Origin of the sequence: Rhodanobacter sp. Root480, assembly GCF_001426645.1 — a bacterium.
GTDB classification, from domain to species: domain Bacteria; phylum Pseudomonadota; class Gammaproteobacteria; order Xanthomonadales; family Rhodanobacteraceae; genus Rhodanobacter; species Rhodanobacter ginsenosidimutans.
On sequence record NZ_LMEX01000001.1, the window covers coordinates 1,476,615 to 1,490,292 of the forward strand.

Consider the following 13,678-nt stretch of genomic DNA (forward strand, 5'->3'; position numbering starts at 1 on the left):
GCCACGTCGATACGGGAGCAAGTTAAAGTAAGGCAATGAATGCGCGCCCCATACTGCTGGCCTGGAGCGGCGGGAAGGATTGCCTGCTCGCCCTGCAGCGATTGCTTGCCGACCCACGCTGGCACGTCGTCGGCCTGCTCACCACCATCAACCGCTCCTACCAGCGGGTGGCCATGCATGGCGTGCGGCAGGAAGTGCTCGCCGCACAAACCGCCGCGCTCGGCCTGCCGCTGGTGGAAGTGGCGCTGGACTGGCCCGGCAGCAACGAGGCCTATGAAAAGGCACATGCGGAGGCGCTGGCGCAGGCACAACGCCGCTGGCCCGGACTGCGCCATTGCGCTTTCGGCGACCTGTTCCTGCAAGACGTGCGCGACTATCGGGTGCGCCAACTCGGCCGCGAAAACTGGCGCGCGGTGTTTCCCTTGTGGGGCGAGGACACCACCCTGTTGTCGCGGCGCTTCATCAGCGAAGGTCATCGCGCCAGGTTGTGCTGCGTCGACACGCAGCAACTGGACGCAGGTTTCTGCGGCCGCGACTACGATGCGGCGCTGCTCGATTCGCTCCCCGCCGGCGTCGACCCCTGCGGCGAACGCGGCGAATTCCACACACTGAGCTACGCCGGGCCACTGTTTCGCCAACCGCTGACCTTGAACCGCGGCGAATCGGTGCTGCGCGACGACCGCTTCCAGTTCACCGATTTCCTGCTTGCGGACGCGTGATGGTGGCCGATGCGGACATGATCCTGCCCGACCTGCTGCAACCGGGCCTGGCCCTGGTGTTCTGCGGCACCGCCGCGGGCAAACGATCGGCCGCCGAACACGCCTACTACGCGCACCCCGGCAATCTGTTCTGGCGCGCACTGCACGAGGCAAGGCTCACCCCGCGCCGACTGGCGCCTTCCGAATTCCCCGTCTTGCCAGACTTCGGCATTGGCCTTACCGACCTGGCCAAGCGCCACAGCGGCAATGACAACCAACTGCCACCTGACGCCTTCGACGTATCTGCACTGCACGCCAAGATCGCGATTTATTCCCCGCACGTGCTCGCGTTCACCAGCAAGAATGCCGCACGCGCTGCGCTGGGCCACGCGGTGGATTACGGCCTGCAGACCGGGCATATCGGCACGACACAGTTGTTCGTACTGCCCTCGCCGTCCGGCCAGGCGCGAGGGCACTGGCAGATTGCGCCATGGCTCGCGCTTGGGCAGTTGGTGGAGACGCTGCGCAACCGGTGAAGCCGGGCGCAGCATTCGCGCGCTAATCGATTGGCGTATGCCGGTAGACGCTGACGTCCGACGGCCGCACCGCCGGCGCCTTGTTCGACCACGACTGGCGGATGTAGCTGACCACCGCCGCCACATCCTCGTCGTTCAATTCCTGCGCATAAGGCGGCATCGAGTACGGACGCGGATTACCCGCGGTGACCGGCGCAAAACCACCCAGCAGCACGGTACGGATCGCATTGATGCCGGTCGGTTCGTTGATCGAGGTATTGCCGTCCAGCGGTGGATAGATGCCCGCCACGCCGCGACCATCGGCACCATGGCAATCCGCACACCGATCCGCATACAGCTGCGCGCCCTTCTTCCGGTCGAACGACACGCGCGACACCAGCGCCTGTGCGGCCGGGCGCGCCGGCAACGATTGCAGATAGGTGGCGATCGCATCCAGATCCGTGTCGGTCATGTGCTGGGTGCTCTTGCGCACCACGTCCGCCATGGGCCCGAAGGCTGCGCCCTTGGCCGACTGACCGGTTTTCAGCAGGTCGACGATGTCGCCCTTGCTCCACCCTTCCAGCCCGCCACCCTGGTTGACGCTCAGATCGGGGGCGTACCAGTTCTGCTCGGGAATCTGGCCGCCGGTCAGCGTGTGATCGGGAGACAGGCCGCCGAGTGCGTCACGCGTGGCATGGCATTCGTTGCAATGGCCCAGGCCCTGTACCAGGTAGGCGCCGCGATTCCACTGTTCCGACCGCGCGGGGTCAGGCTGATAAACCCCAGGCTTGAAATACAGCGCGCGCCACGCCGCAAGGCTGCGACGCAGGCTGTACGGGAAACGCAACGAGGGCTCCTCGGACGCCTGCCGCACGGGCGGCAACGACTGCAGGTAGGCGAAGATCGCCAGCGCGTCGTCATGCGTGACCTTGGTGAACGAGGTGTAGGAAAACACCGGATACAGCAACTCGCCGTGGCGTCCCTCGCCCAGGTGCAATGCCCGCCAGAAATCCTCGAAGCTCCACTGGCCCAGGCCGGTCTCGGGGTCCGGCGTGAGGTTGGGCGCCGGCACATTGCCGAACGGCGTCGCCAGCGAACGACCACCCGCATAACGAACGCCGCCCTTGCGGGTATGGCAGGCCGCACAATCGCCAACCGCGGCAAGGTATTCGCCGCGGGCAATCAGCGCGGGGTCACGCAGAGTGGTGGCACTCACCTGGGATGATGCGGACTGTGGCGATTTTTCCCGGGGCGAGGGGAAGAACGTCCACGCCAACGCCAACGCCACGAGCACGATGACGACCGCCAGCAAACCGCCAAGCCACCGCTTCATGGCGTGACTCCGGCGTCACTCACCACGCACCAGCCCGGCAAGACCTGCTTTTCGACATCGGCCGGCTGCGCGTGCATGTCCGTCGGTGGCGGCAGGCTGCCCAGCCACGCGGCGACCGCCGTGATGTCGGAATCACGCAGGCGATTGGCCACGATCGCCATGCAATCGGGCGACTTTGCCGCACGGGTATGCGTGCGCCAGGAGCCGATCTGCGCGCTGACGTAATCGTAGGACAACCCGGCCAGACCCGGCATCGCCGGCTCCACGCCGGTAAGCCGCTCACCATGGCAACTGACACACGAGGGGATGCCGCGCGTCGAATCACCACGTTCCACCAACTGCTTGCCGCGCTCCATCACCGCCGTGGAAACCGAAGGCACCGGCGACTGGTGGTAAGGCGCTTCCTGGGCGGAAAAATAGGCGGCGATCTCTTCCATGTAAGCCGGGCTCAGCTGGCGCACGGTGTATTCCATCGGCGCGTACTTGCGCAGACCGTCCTGGAAATAAGCGAGTTGCTGCGCAAGATAAGCAGCTGGCTTGCCCGCCAGTCGCGGGAACACACCGTCGCCGGCGGAGCCTTCGCCGTGCACGCCATGACAGGTGGTGCAGGCTTTCACGCGCTGCTGAATCGTATCGGGAACCTGCGGCTGCGAGTCCGCGGTGGATACGGAATCGGCGGCCAGCGTCGTGGCAAGAGGCGCACAAACCACGAGCAACGCGATCGCTGCCCGCGAAGCCCATCCCGACCAGGCGAGGTACGGCAAGACAAACCAGTTCATCCGCCGATTATAGATCCCCTGTCACAGGCAATCGCGCAAACATGGAGTCAACCGCGACGTCGTGCCGCATCTCGCCGCGTGGATTTCCCGGGAGGATCAGCCGCGGGAGGGAATCTTTCCGTTCGACTTGCGCACGATCAGCATGGCCATTTCCAGCGACTGCTCGTAGTTCAAGCGTGGATCCACCATCGATTTGTAGGCACGGTCCAGATCCGCATCAACCAGGCCACGTGCGCCGCCGGTGCATTCGGTCACGTCCTCACCGGTCAACTCCAGATGCACGCCGCCCAGGCGCGTACCTGCCGCCGCGTGGATATCGAACGCCTGATCGAGCTCGCCGCTGATATTGGCGAAGCGTCGCGTCTTGTAGCCGTTCGACGTGCCCTCGGTATTGCCATGCATGGGGTCGGCCACCCACAACACGCGGCGCCCTTCGCGCTTGACCGCCTGCAGCAACGGCGGCAAGGCCTCGCCGATTTTCGTGTTGCCCATGCGATGGATCAACGTGAGCCGGCCCGGCTCATCCTCGGGGTTGAGTGCGTCGATCAAGGGCAGCAACTGGTCCGCCGTCACCGTGGGGCCCACCTTCACCGCCACCGGATTGCGGATGCCGCGGAAATATTCCACATGTGCGCCATCCAGCGCCGCCGTGCGCATGCCGATCCAGGGGAAGTGGGTGGAGAGGTTGAACCAGCCAGGGTTACGCGGCACTTCGCGCGTCAGCGCCTGCTCGTAATGCAACAGCAGCGCTTCATGCGAGGTGAAAAAATTCACCTTGGAAAAACCGGCAATCGGGCCGGCCAGCGTTTCCATGAACTGCAGGGAATCGCCGATGGCCGCCACCATTTGCCGATACTCGGCCGCCCAGGGCGAATGCTCCACCCAGGCCAGGTCCCAGTACTCGGGATGGCGCAGATCGGCGAACCCGCCATCGACCAGCGCACGCACGAAGTTCATCGTCAAGGCGGAATGCGCATGCGCCTGGATCAGCCGCTGCGGATCGGGCCGGCGCGCGGCGGGCGTGAATTCCGGGCTGTTGACCAGGTCACCACGAAAACTCGGCAGGCTCACGCCGTCGCGCGTTTCCATGTCCGCCGAGCGCGGCTTCGCGTACTGGCCGGCAAAACGCCCGACCCGCAATACCGGCTTCTTGAGACCGTGCACGAGCACGAGACTCATCTGCAGCAACACCTTCAACCGGTTGGAAATGATCGGGCTGCTGCAGTCGGCGAAGCTCTCGGCACAATCGCCGCCCTGGAGCAGGAATCGCTGCCCATCCTGCGCCTCGGCCAAGGCCTGCTTCAGAGCCAGAACCTCCCACGACGTCACCAGCGGCGGCAGCTGCGCCAGGTGCGTGGTGGCCGCGGCCAGCTCGGCTGCGTCCTCGTAATGCGGCTGCTGGAGTGCTTCGTGCTGCTGCCACGATGCCGGGGTCCACGACGCCGGCGCTGGCGGGAAGGTGTTCGCGTCCCGCTGCGACCCAGGTTGCATGATCACTTCCCCACGCTACGACGACGGCTTGCCACGATCACCAGCACCGCCAGCAACACGAACCACAACAAACTCCACGCCGGCATCGGCAAGCCCAGGATGGGCTCCACCTTGGCGCACTCACCCGAACCGGTGAACACCAGCTTCAGCATTTTCCCCAACGGAAACGCATCGAACAGATAGCCGATGCCGGGACCGCAGGACGGAACCTGATCCGGTGGCAGCGTTTGCAACCACAGGTGCCGGCCGGCAGTGACAAGCCCGCCCAGTGCACTCAGCAGCACCAGCCCCGCGTATGTCCACCGACCGTTGCGGCCGCTCGGCGCATGCAAGCCTCCCAGCAAGAAGAAGAAACCCATCGCAAGGAAGGCAATGCGCTGGAACACGCACAAGGGGCAAGGCGCCATGCCGAGGCCGTATTCGGCGTACAGGGCGAAAGCGAGCAAGCCGAAACAGGCGCAAAACCCGACGAGGAAACTGACGCGGTACGACCAACGAAGTGGATTCATGACATCTTGCTGCATGGCGAGCTCCCGACATTACCGGTTCGGCGCGATGCTGTCAGCATGCCGGACCGGGCCAAATACATCATCGCACCGGCGATGGATGCGCCGACAGAACCGATCTTTCGACAAACAAAAACCCCGGAAGGTTGCCCGACCGGGGTTTCGTGTTTGGACGTCTGGATGTCCGTGGCGCTTAGTCGGCGTCTACTGCCTCGACCTGCGGACGGCCCACCAGCTCGACGTACGCCATCGGCGCATTGTCGCCGGGACGGAAGCCGCACTTCAGGATACGCAGGTAGCCGCCGGGACGTTCGCGGTAGCGCGGGCCCAGCTCGACGAACAGCTTGCCCACCGCTTCCTTGTCGCGCAGGCGCGAAAAGGCGAGGCGACGGTTGGCGACGCCATCGGTCTTGGCCAGCGTGATCAGCGGCTCGGCGACGCGGCGAAGTTCCTTCGCCTTGGGCAGGGTGGTACGAATCAGCTCGTGCTTGAACAGCGACGAGGCCATGTTCTTGAACATGGCTTCGCGATGGCTGCTGGTGCGATTGAGCTTGCGTCCGGAATATTGATGGCGCATGGCGGAAAACTCTCTAGTCTGTTGTTATGAAAAACCGGCACCTGTGTCCGGTTTTCCGCGGATTACCCGCTTTTATTCGGGATTCGGGATTAGAGATGCGGGATTCGTGAAAAGCATGCGCTCGCGAGAGCGTGCCTTACCGAATCCCGAATCCCGTCTGCCGAGTCCCGGCTTTCAATCAACCCAACTGCATGCCGTGGGACAAGCCCGGCGGCGGCCAGTTTTCAAGCTTCATGCCCAGGGCCAGGCCACGGCCACCCAGGACGTCCTTGATTTCGGTGAGCGACTTCTTGCCCAGGTTCGGCGTCTTCAGCAGCTCGACCTCGGTCTTCTGCACCAGGTCGCCGATGTAGTAGATGCTCTCGGCCTTCAGGCAGTTCGCCGAACGCACGGTGAGTTCCAGATCATCGATCGGACGCAGCAGCAACGGATCGAAACCGCTCTTCTCGGCGGTGCTGATGTCGTTCTCGCGACGCGAGAAGTCGCCAAAGACCGACAACTGGTCGTTGATGATCTCGGCCGCCTTGCGAACCGCATCCTCGGCATTGATGGTGCCGTTGGTCTCGATGTCGAGAACCAGCTTGTCGAGGTTGGTGCGCTGTTCGACACGAGCCGCATCCACCTCATAGGCGACGCGCAACACGGGGGCAAACGACGCGTCCAGCTGCAGCCGACCGATCGGACGCGCCTCGTCATCCGGATGCTGGCGCGCGCTGGCCGGCTGGTAGCCGACGCCGCGACGCACCTTCAGGCGCATGTTGAGTGCGATGTCCTTGGTCAGGTGGCAGATCACGTGCTCGGGGTTGATGATTTCCACCGAGTGATCGACGGCGATGTCGCCGGCGGTGACCACGCCCTTGCCCTTCTTGGACAGCGTAAGGGTGACTTCATCGCCGGTGTGCTGACGAATCGCCACTTCCTTCAGGTTGAGCAGGACTTCGATCACGTCCTCCTGCAGACCCTCAAGGGTGGTGTACTCGTGCAGCACGCCATCGATTTCCACCTCGACGATGGCACTGCCAGGGATCGAGGAGAGCAGCACGCGACGCAGCGCGTTGCCCAGGGTGTGGCCAAAGCCACGCTCGAGCGGCTCGACCACCACCTTGGCGCGGTTGGCTCCGAGCTGTTCGACGCTGAGGCCACGAGGCCGCAGCACGCTAGTTGACGAAACTGCCATGCAGAGCTCCGGTAATTACTTCGAGTAAAGCTCGATGATCAATGCTTCATTGATGTCGGACGGCAGATCGCCGCGATCCGGCACCGACTTGAACGTACCTTCAAATTTCTTGGCATCGACCTCGACCCAGATCGGACGCAGGTCCATCGTGTCGAACACGGTTGCCGCTTCCTGCACGCGCAGTTGGCTGCGCGCCTTTTCAGTCAGTGCAATCGCATCGCCCGGACGAACCTGGTACGAAGGAATATTCACTTTCTTGCCGTTCACCAGGATCGCCTTGTGGGCAACCAGCTGACGCGCCTGGGCGCGGGTGACCGCGAAGCCCATGCGATAAACGACGTTGTCCAGGCGGCTCTCGAGCAGGCGCAACAGGTTTTCACCGGTGTTGCCCTTGAGCGTGGTCGCCTTGGTGTAGTAGTTGCTGAACTGGCGCTCAAGCACGCCGTAGATGCGCTTGACCTTCTGCTTCTCACGCAACTGCACGGCGTAGTCGGACATGCGCATGCGCTTGTTGGCGCCATGCTGACCGGGCTTGTTTTCCAGCTTGCACTTGGAATCCAGCGCACGCGCCGGGCTCTTCAGGTTGAGATCCGCACCCTCGCGACGGGCGAGTTTGCAGGTAGCTCCACGATAACGGGCCATGGGTTACTCCTTAGACTCGACGCTTCTTGGGGGGACGGCAGCCATTGTGCGGAATGGGCGTGACGTCGATGATGTTGAGCACCTTGAAGCCCAACGCGTTCAGCGAGCGCACGGCCGACTCGCGACCCGGGCCTGGGCCCTTAATCCGCACTTCGACTGTCTTGACGCCATACTCGCCAGCCACGCGACCGGCCTTTTCCGCTGCGACCTGCGCAGCGAACGGGGTGGACTTGCGCGAGCCACGGAAACCGGCGCCGCCGGCGGTAGCCCACGACAAGGCATTGCCCTGGCGATCGGTGATGGTGACGATGGTGTTGTTGAAGGAAGCCTGCACGTGGGCCACCGCATCGGTGACAACGCGCTTGATCTTCTTCTTTGCTTTTACCGGCTTAGCCATATTCGGAATCCGTTACTTCTTGATCGCGCGACGGGGACCCTTGCGGGTACGTGCGTTGGTACGCGTGCGCTGACCGCGCACCGGCAGGCCACGACGATGGCGCAGGCCACGGTAGCAACCAAGATCCATCAGACGCTTGATGGCGATACCCACCTCGCGACGCAGATCACCTTCGACAATGTACTTGCCGATCTCGTGGCGGATTTTCTCCACCTCACCCTCGCTGAGGGACTTGATCTGGGTGGTGGGAACCACACCAGCATCCGCGCAGACCTTTTTGGCCCGGCTGCGGCCGATACCGTAAATGCTCTGCAAACCAACCCAGACATGCTTCTGGACCGGCAAATTGACACCCGCGATGCGCGCCATGATGTTCTTTCTCCGATGCGTTTCGTGCGCGGTAAACGCGCAATTCTAACCTGAATTACACTGCCGGGAAAGCCCTGCGGCACCGCGGTGCCGCCACCTCCCGACTTCGAACCCGACACACGCAGCTCAACTGCGGCGAAGGTTGGCCTTCTTGAGCAGACTTTCGTACTGATGACTGACCAGATGCGCCTGGATCTGCGACGTGAAGTCCATCACCACCACCACCACAATCAGCAGCGAGGTGCCGCCGAAATAGAACGGTACGTGCCAGAAGCTCTGCATGAACGACGGCACCAGGCACACCAGCACCAGATACAGAGCGCCCACACCGGTCAAGCGCGTCATTACCGCGTCGACGTAACTGGCCGTAGCCCGACCCGGACGGATGCCCGGAATCAGCGCACCTGACCGCTTGAGATTGTCGGCGGTCTCATCGGCGTTGAAGACGATCGCCGTATAGAAGAACGCGAAACCAATCACCAGGATCGAGTACACGATGTCGTACAACGGCTCGCCCGGATTCAGCGACTGCGTCAGTTCCTGCAGCCAACGTGACTGGTGACCGGTACCGAACCAGGTGATCGCCGTTGCCGGGAACATCAGCAGGCTGGACGCGAAGATCGGCGGGATCACACCCGACATGTTGATCTTCAGCGGCAGGTGCGAGCTCTGGTTCTGGTAAGCGTTCTGACCGCCGCCGCGTCGCGCGTAATTCACGGTGATGCGCCGTTGCGCACGCTCCATGAACACCACGAACGCCGTGACCGCCAGGACCAGCCCGAACACCATCAACAGCTTCAGCACCGTCAGCTCGCCGTTGTTGGCCATGCCCAGCGTATGCACCACCGCTTCCGGCAGGCCGGCAACGATACCGGCGAAGATCAGCAGCGAGATGCCGTTGCCGATACCGCGCTCGGTCATCTGTTCGCCCAACCACATCAGGAACATGGTTCCCGCGGTCAGCCCGATCACCGATGCCATGATGAAGCCGAAGCCCGGGTGGTAAACCACCGGTGCCCCGCCGGCCGCCACCTGCTTCTGCAGCGCCACCGCGATACCGAACGACTGGAACAACGCCAACCCGACCGTGCCGAAGCGCGTGTACATGGTCATCTTGCGCTTGCCGGACTCGCCTTCCTTGCGCAGTGCCTGCAGGCTGGGTACGACCGACCCCATCATCTGGATCACGATCGACGCGGAAATGTACGGGATCACGCCCAGCGCGAACACCGAGAACCGCTCCAGCGCACCGCCCGAGAACATGTTGAACATGTCCATCAGGCCATTGCCGTTGACCAGGCTGGTCATCGCCGCCGGATTGACGCCGGGCACCGGAATGAACGAGCCCAGGCGGAACACCACCAGGGCGCCGATCACGAAGAAGATGCGCTGACGAAGCTCCGTCAGCTTGCCGAGCTTGCCGAGTGCATTGCCCTTGGCTGCAGCCACCGTCTTACTCCACGCTGCCGCCGGCCGCCTCGATGGCTGCCTTGGCGCCGGCGGTAGCCAGCAGACCTGACAGCTTCACCGCGCGACCGATCTCGCCCTTCAGGACGACCTTGACCTTCTTGGCACGACTGTTGATCAGGCCAGCCTGATGCAGCGCGACGACGTCGATCACGTCAGCCTTGAGACTGGCCAGCTGGTACAGGAACACTTCCTGGCTGCCGACCTTCAGCTTGGAACGGAAACCGACCTTCGGCATCCGGCGGTTCAGCGGCATCTGGCCGCCTTCGAAACCGTACTTGTGGGTGCCGCCCGCACGGGCATGCTGACCCTTGTGACCGCGACCGGCGGTCTTGCCCAGGCCCGAACCGATACCGCGACCGACGCGCAGACGCGTCTTGTGCGAACCGGCGGCCGGCTTGATGTCATTCAGACGCATGATGATTACTCCTCGACCCGGACCAGGTAGTAGACCGTGTTGATCAGGCCACGAACCTGCGGGCTGTCCTTCAATTCGCGGACATCATTGAGCTTACCCAGACCCAGCGCCTTCACGCTGAGACGGTGACGCGCCTGCACGCCGCGCAGGCCCTTGACCAGGCGCACGCGCACGGTCTTGTCGGCGGTTGCTTGAGACTTAGCCATTGCCGAGCACCTCTTCCAGTGTCTTGCCACGCTTGGCGGCGATCTTCTTGGGCGAGGCGACCGCCTGCAGACCCTTGATGGTGGCGCGCACCAGGTTGATCGGGTTGCGCGAGCCGACCGCCTTGGCCAGCACGTTCTTGACGCCAACCACTTCCAGCACGGCACGCATGGCGCCGCCGGCGATCACGCCGGTACCTTCGGAAGCGGGCTGCATGTAGACGCGGGCCGCACCATGGTTGGCCTTGATGGCGTACCACAGGGTGCCGTTGTTCAGTTCGATGTTCACCATCTGGCGGCGCGCGCGCTCCATCGCCTTGGAAATGGCCACCGGCACTTCACGTGCCTTGCCATAGCCGAAGCCGACCTTGCCCTCGCCGTCGCCGACAACCGTCAGCGCGGTGAAACTCATTTGGCGGCCACCCTTGACGGTCTTGGCCACGCGGTTGACGGCAATCAGCTTTTCGAGCAGGCCGTCCGAATTTTCGCGATCGTTAGAAGACATGTTCTATCCGTATGCCCGACAAACGGGACTTTGCTTGCGGCTGAGCCGCTTGGAGTTGTAGGTGTTGCTTGCGGCATCGGCACGCCGGAGGCACTGCCGAACCAGGTGTCGCTTTCTTAAAACTTCAGACCCGCTTCGCGAGCAGCTTCGGCCAACGCCTTGATACGCCCGTGATAGCGGAAACCGGAGCGGTCGAATGCCACCGACTCGATACCGGCAGCCTTGGCGCGCTCGGCCACAGCCTTGCCCACCGCCGCGGCAGCGGCCAGGTTCTTGGTGCCCTTCAGGCCTTCGGCCACGGACTTCTGCAGCGTCGAGGCAGCGGCCACCACGTTGGTACCCGACGCATCGAACACCTGCGCGTACAGATGCTGGCCGGTGCGATGCACCGACAGGCGCGCAACCGCCAGCTTGCGGATGTGCGAGCGGGTGGACTTGGCGCGGCGCAGACGACTTTCGTTCTTGTTCATCGTTATATCTCCAGGAAGCGGATCGACTTGCATGAGTGTTAGCGAATCGCCCTGCTCTTTTGGGGAGTGCGGCCATGAATGGCCGCTTTCCTCACGCAGGGAAAGCGTACTAACCCACTTAAGCCTTCTTGGCTTCCTTCATCGTGATCTTCTCACCGGCATAGCGGACGCCCTTGCCCTTGTACGGCTCGGGCGGACGGAAGCCGCGGATCTTGGCGGCCACCTGGCCGACGCGCTGCTTGTCGCTGCCCTTGATCAGGACTTCGGTCTGCGTCGGCGTCTCGATGCTGATGCCTTCGGGCGCTTCAAACACCACCGGATGGGAAAACCCGAGGCTGAGGTTCAGCGACTTGCCGGTCATCGAAGCGCGATAACCCACGCCGACCAACTCCAGCTTGCGCTCGTAACCGTCGGAAACGCCCTTGACCATGTTGGCCAGCAACGCACGCGCGGTGCCGCCGAACATGTCATCAGTACCTTCGGCGAGGCTGATGGTGGCAACGCCGTTGTCCACCGCCACCGAAACACCCGGCAGATGATGGACGGACAAGGTTCCCTTCGGGCCCTTGACCGAAATGTTCTCGGCACCCACGACCAGTTCCACGCCCTTGGGCAGGGTAATCGGCTGTTTGGCTACTCGTGACATGATCGACTCCTTATGCCACTTGGCCGATGACTTCGCCGCCCAGACCCTTGGCACGGGCCTGCGCGTCGGTCAGCAGACCGGCGGAAGTCGAGATGATGGAAATGCCCAGACCGCCCAGCACCTTGGGCAGCTCGTCCTTGCCGCGATACACACGCAGGCCGGAGCGGCTGACACGGGAAATGGTCTCGATGGCGGGGGCGCCGTCGAAGTACTTGAGTTGAATCTCGAGTACCGGCTTGCCCTCCTCGGCGGAGGTCTTGAGATCGAGGATATAACCCTCGTTCTTGAGAAGGTTGGCAATCGCCACCTTCAACTTCGACGACGGCATACGAACGGTCGGCTTGCCCATGGCCTGGGCATTGCGGACGCGCGTAAACAGATCGGCGATGGGATCAGTCATGCTCATGAAAACATCCTTCAGAGTGCACCGATATCCGATAAAACCGGAAATCAATCAGATTGTGAGCCAGCATGGAAGCCGGCCTGCGTTGCGCAGACCGCCGACTATATCAGCTTTACCAGGTTTTAGCGAATCTCGATGCGGTAGTCGCATCAGCGATGGCGACATGCCAGCGCGTGGCTCGACGTCGGGGCGGAATGCCCCGACGTCGGCTCAATCAAATTACCAGCTGGCCTTGCGCAGACCCGGCACGTCGCCGCGCATGGTCGCTTCACGCAGCTTGTTGCGACCCAGGCCGAACTTCGCGTAGACGGCACGCGGGCGGCCGGTCAACGCGCAGCGCGTGCGCTGGCGTACCGGGCTGGCGTCGCGCGGCAGCTTCTGCAGTTTGCCCTGGGCGTCCATCTTCTCTTCATAAGAAGCGGTGGCGCTCAGTACGATCGCCTTCAGTTCGGCGCGCTTGGCGGCGTACTTCTGGACGAGTTTGGTCCGCTTGATATCGCGGTTCACCATTGATGTCTTGGCCATGGATAACGCCTATCAGTTGCGGAACGGGAAGCTGAACGCGGCCAGCAAGGCCTTGGCTTCGTCATCGGTCTTGGCGGTGGTGGTGATGGAAATATCCATACCGCGCAGCGCGTCGACCTGGTCGAAATCGATCTCCGGGAAGATGATCTGTTCCTTGATGCCGAAGTTGTAGTTGCCACGGCCGTCGAATGCCTTCGCCGACACGCCGCGGAAATCGCGCACGCGGGGCAGCGAGACGTTGATCAGGCGGTCCATGAACTCCCACATCTGGGCGCGGCGCAAGGTGACCTTGCAACCGATCGGCCAGCCGTCACGGATCTTGAACGAGGCCACGGAAACGCGCGCCTTGGTCGTGATCGGCTTCTGGCCGGAAAGCTTGGCCATATCGGCCACGGCATTCTCCAGCACTTTCTTGTTGCCGGCCGCTTCGCCCACGCCCATGTTCAGCGTGATCTTGGTGATGCGGGGAACCTGCATCACGTTCTGGTAGCCGAACTGCTCGGTGAGCTTCGCCACTACCTGCTCTTTATAAAACTTTTCAAGGCGCGTCATGATCG

At 63.0% G+C, this 13,678-nt stretch carries 20 protein-coding genes; 2 read left to right on the top strand and 18 right to left on the bottom strand.

Annotation, left to right across the window (positions count from 1 at the left end):
- The first annotated feature begins 35 nt into the window (after positions 1 to 35).
- The gene (locus ASD22_RS06875; RefSeq protein ID WP_056080620.1) at positions 36 to 719 is read left to right on the top strand and encodes an ATP-binding protein; all 684 of its coding nucleotides are present in this window, start codon (positions 36 to 38) and stop codon (positions 717 to 719) included.
- Complete coding sequence (locus ASD22_RS06880; protein ID WP_056080623.1) at positions 719 to 1,234, top strand: mismatch-specific DNA-glycosylase; 516 nt, start codon at positions 719 to 721, stop codon at positions 1,232 to 1,234. Before ASD22_RS06875 ends, ASD22_RS06880 begins: the two co-directional genes overlap by 1 nt.
- A 22-nt stretch (positions 1,235 to 1,256) precedes the next feature.
- Here ASD22_RS06880 and ASD22_RS06885 read toward each other — a convergent pair whose 3' ends face one another.
- The 18 genes from ASD22_RS06885 to rplE form a co-directional block, all read right to left on the bottom strand.
- Positions 1,257 to 2,546, bottom strand: coding sequence for a cytochrome c (locus ASD22_RS06885; protein WP_056080625.1), 1,290 nt, complete (start codon positions 2,544 to 2,546; stop codon positions 1,257 to 1,259).
- Entirely contained in the window at positions 2,543 to 3,325 is a 783-nt protein-coding gene (locus ASD22_RS06890) for a c-type cytochrome (protein ID WP_056080629.1), read from the bottom strand. Before ASD22_RS06890 ends, ASD22_RS06885 begins: the two co-directional genes overlap by 4 nt.
- 96 nt (positions 3,326 to 3,421) lie before the next feature.
- On the bottom strand, positions 3,422 to 4,816 hold the full coding sequence (locus ASD22_RS06895; protein WP_056080632.1) for a 3-deoxy-7-phosphoheptulonate synthase class II: 1,395 nt from the start codon (positions 4,814 to 4,816) through the stop codon (positions 3,422 to 3,424).
- 2 nt (positions 4,817 to 4,818) lie between these two features.
- Positions 4,819 to 5,325: a disulfide bond formation protein B gene (locus ASD22_RS06900; RefSeq protein ID WP_056081096.1), complete on the bottom strand. Its 507-nt coding sequence runs from the start codon at positions 5,323 to 5,325 to the stop codon at positions 4,819 to 4,821.
- A gap of 190 nt (positions 5,326 to 5,515) precedes the next feature.
- The gene (gene rplQ, locus ASD22_RS06905) at positions 5,516 to 5,899 is read right to left on the bottom strand and encodes a 50S ribosomal protein L17 (protein ID WP_056080634.1); all 384 of its coding nucleotides are present in this window, start codon (positions 5,897 to 5,899) and stop codon (positions 5,516 to 5,518) included.
- Positions 5,900 to 6,077: 178 nt separating this feature from the next.
- Positions 6,078 to 7,076 carry a DNA-directed RNA polymerase subunit alpha gene (gene rpoA, locus ASD22_RS06910; protein ID WP_056080637.1) on the bottom strand — a complete coding sequence of 333 codons (999 nt, stop codon included), beginning with the start codon at positions 7,074 to 7,076 and terminating at the stop codon, positions 6,078 to 6,080.
- 15 nt (positions 7,077 to 7,091) lie between these two features.
- Positions 7,092 to 7,718, bottom strand: coding sequence for a 30S ribosomal protein S4 (gene rpsD / locus ASD22_RS06915; protein ID WP_056080640.1), 627 nt, complete (start codon positions 7,716 to 7,718; stop codon positions 7,092 to 7,094).
- Between the two features lie 10 nt (positions 7,719 to 7,728).
- Positions 7,729 to 8,115, bottom strand: a complete 387-nt coding sequence (gene rpsK / locus ASD22_RS06920; RefSeq protein ID WP_007082196.1) for a 30S ribosomal protein S11 — start codon at positions 8,113 to 8,115, stop codon at positions 7,729 to 7,731.
- Between the two features lie 12 nt (positions 8,116 to 8,127).
- Positions 8,128 to 8,484: a 30S ribosomal protein S13 gene (gene rpsM, locus ASD22_RS06925; protein ID WP_007082195.1), complete on the bottom strand. Its 357-nt coding sequence runs from the start codon at positions 8,482 to 8,484 to the stop codon at positions 8,128 to 8,130.
- A gap of 126 nt (positions 8,485 to 8,610) precedes the next feature.
- Positions 8,611 to 9,933 (bottom strand): preprotein translocase subunit SecY, encoded by a 1,323-nt coding sequence (secY, locus tag ASD22_RS06930; RefSeq protein WP_007082194.1) that lies wholly within the window; start codon positions 9,931 to 9,933, stop codon positions 8,611 to 8,613.
- 4 nt (positions 9,934 to 9,937) lie between these two features.
- A complete protein-coding gene (rplO, locus tag ASD22_RS06935; RefSeq protein ID WP_193385306.1) occupies positions 9,938 to 10,375 on the bottom strand; it encodes a 50S ribosomal protein L15 in 438 nt (145 codons plus the stop codon).
- A complete protein-coding gene (gene rpmD / locus ASD22_RS06940; RefSeq protein ID WP_040671001.1) occupies positions 10,375 to 10,575 on the bottom strand; it encodes a 50S ribosomal protein L30 in 201 nt (66 codons plus the stop codon). The genes rplO and rpmD overlap by 1 nt, the downstream gene beginning before the upstream one ends.
- The gene (gene rpsE, locus ASD22_RS06945; protein ID WP_007082191.1) at positions 10,568 to 11,077 is read right to left on the bottom strand and encodes a 30S ribosomal protein S5; all 510 of its coding nucleotides are present in this window, start codon (positions 11,075 to 11,077) and stop codon (positions 10,568 to 10,570) included. Before rpsE ends, rpmD begins: the two co-directional genes overlap by 8 nt.
- 116 nt (positions 11,078 to 11,193) lie before the next feature.
- The gene (rplR, locus tag ASD22_RS06950; RefSeq protein ID WP_193385305.1) at positions 11,194 to 11,553 is read right to left on the bottom strand and encodes a 50S ribosomal protein L18; all 360 of its coding nucleotides are present in this window, start codon (positions 11,551 to 11,553) and stop codon (positions 11,194 to 11,196) included.
- Between the two features lie 112 nt (positions 11,554 to 11,665).
- Positions 11,666 to 12,193, bottom strand: coding sequence for a 50S ribosomal protein L6 (gene rplF, locus ASD22_RS06955; RefSeq protein WP_056080644.1), 528 nt, complete (start codon positions 12,191 to 12,193; stop codon positions 11,666 to 11,668).
- Between the two features lie 10 nt (positions 12,194 to 12,203).
- On the bottom strand, positions 12,204 to 12,599 hold the full coding sequence (rpsH, locus tag ASD22_RS06960) for a 30S ribosomal protein S8 (protein ID WP_056080647.1): 396 nt from the start codon (positions 12,597 to 12,599) through the stop codon (positions 12,204 to 12,206).
- Between the two features lie 216 nt (positions 12,600 to 12,815).
- Positions 12,816 to 13,121, bottom strand: coding sequence for a 30S ribosomal protein S14 (gene rpsN, locus ASD22_RS06965; RefSeq protein WP_007082187.1), 306 nt, complete (start codon positions 13,119 to 13,121; stop codon positions 12,816 to 12,818).
- 12 nt (positions 13,122 to 13,133) lie between these two features.
- Positions 13,134 to 13,676 carry a 50S ribosomal protein L5 gene (gene rplE / locus ASD22_RS06970; RefSeq protein WP_200946342.1) on the bottom strand — a complete coding sequence of 181 codons (543 nt, stop codon included), beginning with the start codon at positions 13,674 to 13,676 and terminating at the stop codon, positions 13,134 to 13,136.
- Positions 13,677 to 13,678 lie beyond the last annotated feature (2 nt).

Excerpts from the sequence above, each read along its gene's own strand:
- ASD22_RS06875 (WP_056080620.1), top strand. The coding sequence starts at position 36 with ATGAATGCGCGCCCCATACTGCTGGCCTGGAGCGGCGGGAAGGATTGC.
- rpoA (WP_056080637.1), bottom strand. The coding sequence starts at position 7,076 with ATGGCAGTTTCGTCAACTAGCGTGCTGCGGCCTCGTGGCCTCAGCGTC.
- ASD22_RS06890 (WP_056080629.1), bottom strand. The coding sequence starts at position 3,325 with ATGAACTGGTTTGTCTTGCCGTACCTCGCCTGGTCGGGATGGGCTTCG.
- rplQ (WP_056080634.1), bottom strand. The coding sequence starts at position 5,899 with ATGCGCCATCAATATTCCGGACGCAAGCTCAATCGCACCAGCAGCCAT.
- rpsM (WP_007082195.1), bottom strand. The coding sequence starts at position 8,484 with ATGGCGCGCATCGCGGGTGTCAATTTGCCGGTCCAGAAGCATGTCTGG.
- ASD22_RS06900 (WP_056081096.1), bottom strand. The coding sequence starts at position 5,325 with ATGAATCCACTTCGTTGGTCGTACCGCGTCAGTTTCCTCGTCGGGTTT.
- rpsK (WP_007082196.1), bottom strand. The coding sequence starts at position 8,115 with ATGGCTAAGCCGGTAAAAGCAAAGAAGAAGATCAAGCGCGTTGTCACC.
- ASD22_RS06880 (WP_056080623.1), top strand. The coding sequence starts at position 719 with ATGGTGGCCGATGCGGACATGATCCTGCCCGACCTGCTGCAACCGGGC.
- rpsH (WP_056080647.1), bottom strand. The coding sequence starts at position 12,599 with ATGAGCATGACTGATCCCATCGCCGATCTGTTTACGCGCGTCCGCAAT.
- rplF (WP_056080644.1), bottom strand. The coding sequence starts at position 12,193 with ATGTCACGAGTAGCCAAACAGCCGATTACCCTGCCCAAGGGCGTGGAA.
- ASD22_RS06885 (WP_056080625.1), bottom strand. The coding sequence starts at position 2,546 with ATGAAGCGGTGGCTTGGCGGTTTGCTGGCGGTCGTCATCGTGCTCGTG.
- ASD22_RS06895 (WP_056080632.1), bottom strand. The coding sequence starts at position 4,816 with ATGCAACCTGGGTCGCAGCGGGACGCGAACACCTTCCCGCCAGCGCCG.
- rpsE (WP_007082191.1), bottom strand. The coding sequence starts at position 11,077 with ATGTCTTCTAACGATCGCGAAAATTCGGACGGCCTGCTCGAAAAGCTG.
- rpsN (WP_007082187.1), bottom strand. The coding sequence starts at position 13,121 with ATGGCCAAGACATCAATGGTGAACCGCGATATCAAGCGGACCAAACTC.
- rpsD (WP_056080640.1), bottom strand. The coding sequence starts at position 7,718 with ATGGCCCGTTATCGTGGAGCTACCTGCAAACTCGCCCGTCGCGAGGGT.
- rpmD (WP_040671001.1), bottom strand. The coding sequence starts at position 10,575 with ATGGCTAAGTCTCAAGCAACCGCCGACAAGACCGTGCGCGTGCGCCTG.